Source organism: Geminicoccus flavidas, assembly GCF_009806515.1.
Taxonomy (GTDB): Bacteria; Pseudomonadota; Alphaproteobacteria; order Geminicoccales; family Geminicoccaceae; genus Geminicoccus; species Geminicoccus flavidus.
In genome coordinates, this window is sequence record NZ_WUJP01000809.1 from 1 (window position 1) to 2781 (window position 2781).

Below are 2781 nucleotides of genomic sequence, written 5' to 3' on the forward strand. Positions count from 1 at the left end.
AAGGCCGTGGCCAAGGCGTTTCTGGCGCACGGGGCGAGCGTCACCGCCACCGGTGCCATCGCCGCCGAGGTCGAGGCCGCGGCCGGTGACCTGCCCGGTGCCGAGCGCCGGCTGCTCGACGTGCGTGACGGTGCTGCCGTGGCCGAGCTGATCGGCCACCTGCCCCGCCTGGACGTGCTGGTCACCTGCGCAGGCGTGATCCGCCGCCATGCCGAGCTGGAGCCCGACGTGTTCGCCGACGTGGTCGACATCAACCTGACCGGCACGATGCGCGCCTGCGCCGCCGCCAGGCCGCTGCTCGCCGCGACGAAGGGCTCGATCGTCACCACCGCCTCGATGCTCAGCTTCTTCGGCGGCGGCTTGGTGCCCGGCTATGCCGCGTCGAAGGGCGGTGTCGCCCAGCTCACCAAGTCGCTCGCCATTGCCTATGCCCAGGACGGCATCCGGGTGAACGCGATCGCGCCTGGCTGGATCGAGACGTCGCTCACCGGCGGCATCCAGGAGGACCCGGCGCGCTACGCCGCGATCCGCGACCGTACCGCCATGAAGCGCTGGGGTCGGCCGGACGATCTGGCCGGCGCTGTCCTGTTCCTGGCCTCCCCCGCCGCCGCCTATGTCACCGGCATCGTCCTGCCGGTGGACGGCGGCTATCTCGTCATCTGAGGAGCAAGTCCTTGCGCGCCGTCACCGTCGTCCAGCCATCCGCCGATCCGCGCGACCTGGTGGTCCAGGACGTGCCCAAGCCCGAGCCCGGCCCTCGCCAGGTCCGGGTCAGGGTCCACGCCGTCTCGCTCAACCCGGTCGACTGGAAGCTCACCGAGAGCGCCCACCCGCGCTGGCAGGTCCCCCACGTACTGGGCCTGGACGCCGCCGGGGTGATCGATGCGGTGGGCGCGGAGGTGACCGGCTGGCAGCAGGGCCAGCGCGTCGCCTGGCATGGCGACCTGTCCCGCCCGGGCGTGTTCGCCGAGTACGCGCTCGCCGACGACCATGTGCTGGCCACCGTGCCGGATGACCTCAGCTACGAGGCCGCCGCCGCTCTGCCCTGTGCCGGCATGACCGCGTACCAGGGCCTGTTCCGCAAGGCCCGCCTCGAAGCTGGCCAGACCGTGCTGGTCCAGGGCGCGTCCGGCGGCGTCGGCGGCTTCGCCGTCCAGTTGGCCAAGCGCGCCGGCGCGAACGTGATCGCGCTTTCCTCCCCGGCCAAGACCGACCGCGTCCGCCATCTGGGCGCCGACGAGGTCCTCGACTACCACGCCCCCGACCTGAAGGCGCGGGTCCGGGCGTTGACTGGCGGCTATGGCGCCGACGTGATGCTGGAGGTCGCCAAGCCCGCGGACGCCCGCAGCTCGCTGGAGCTCGTCCACTATAACGGCCACCTGATCTGCATCGACCCGCTGCCCAACATGCAGAACGTGCCGGCCTACACCTATGCCGTCTCGATCCACGAGGTGGCGCTCGGCGGCGCCTATCTGGCCGGCTACGTGCCGACCCAGCGGGACTTCGCGGTCATGCTGGCCGACCTGCTGGGGCGGGTATCCTCGGGCGAGCTGGACCCGATGATCGAGCACCGGGTCGGCCTGGACGAGATTCCCGGCTATCTTCGCCGCCTCCGCCAGGGCGAGCTTGCCGGCAAGACGGTCGCCACCCTGGTCTGATCCGCCATCCGGAGGCAGCAATGGGCGACGACCCCAACGACGAACCGGGCGAGTTCTCTTCGCCGCCCTGCTTCATGCACGAGCTGGATCCTACCTGGCTCGGCCTGCCTCCACCCGACCTCCTGCCCTGGCGCAAGGCGGAGCGCGAGCGGCTGATCAAGGCACGCCTGGCGGTTCCAGCCGCCGAGCGCGCGGTCCTGACAGAAGCGATCACCGCGCATCTGGACGAGGTAGCGGGCGACCTCGAGGGCAAGGTGGTCAGCGCCTGGTGGCCGTTCCGCGGCGAGCCGGACCTGCGTCCCTGGCTGGCCAGCGCCATCGAGCGGGGTGCTACCGCTGCCCTGCCGGTGGTCGTACAGAAGAACACGCCACTACAGTTCCGCGCCTGGCGCCCGGGCGACCGGATGGAGCGCGGCATCTGGAACATACCCATCCCGGCCGATGGCGAGACGGTGACCCCCGACCTGGTGCTGGCGCCTGTGGTTGGCTTCGACCCCGGCTGCTACCGTCTGGGCTATGGCGGCGGCTATTTCGACCGCACCCTGTCCACCTTGAGCAACTACCAGGCCATCGGCATCGGCTACGCGCTGCAAGCCATCCCCACCATCCGCCCGCAGACCCACGACATCCCGATGCAACTGGTCGTCACCGAGGCCGGCGTCATCCGCCGACCTTGACCTGCCTTCCGCAGAAGATCAGCATACCATGATCGGTCGGCATCAAGTCGAACCGGTCAGGCAGGCAGATCGTTTCGGCGGAGGCTGGGCAAATGGCGAAGTTGACCGGCACCAGCGGCAATGACCGCCTGGTCGGAACAGCGGGCCGTGACACGGTTGATGCCTTGGGCGGCAACGACAGTATCTTCGGCGGTGCCGACAACGACTTGCTCTATGGCCGCGCCGGCAATGACCGGATCTTCGGCCAGGGTGGCACCGATCTGGTCAGCGGCGGTTCCGGCGACGACCGGATCGAAGGCGGGGCCGCACGCGACCGGCTCTGGGGCGATCCCGGCAACGACACGATCCTGGGTGGCACCGGTAACGACGAGCTTTGTGGCGGCTCCGGCAACGACCTCTTGCGCGGCGAAGCCGGCAACGACCGGATCTTCGGCGACACGGGCAAC

4 protein-coding genes are annotated in these 2781 nt (G+C 70.2%); all 4 read left to right on the forward strand.

The annotated features are described in order from the left end of the window. Positions 1-663 (forward strand): SDR family NAD(P)-dependent oxidoreductase (locus EQG76_RS23200; protein ID WP_159716718.1); only part of this gene is annotated, 663 nt, incomplete at its 5' end. Positions 664-674: 11 nt separating this feature from the next. Then, entirely contained in the window at positions 675-1658 is a 984-nt protein-coding gene (locus EQG76_RS23205; RefSeq protein ID WP_159716720.1) for a zinc-binding dehydrogenase, read from the forward strand. Between the two features lie 20 nt (positions 1659-1678). Continuing rightward, complete coding sequence (locus EQG76_RS23210; RefSeq protein ID WP_159716722.1) at positions 1679-2335, forward strand: 5-formyltetrahydrofolate cyclo-ligase; 657 nt, start codon at positions 1679-1681, stop codon at positions 2333-2335. Between the two features lie 92 nt (positions 2336-2427). Beyond that, positions 2428-2781, forward strand: a 354-nt coding sequence (locus tag EQG76_RS23215) for a calcium-binding protein (RefSeq protein WP_321573500.1), incomplete at its 3' end; no start/stop codon positions are given.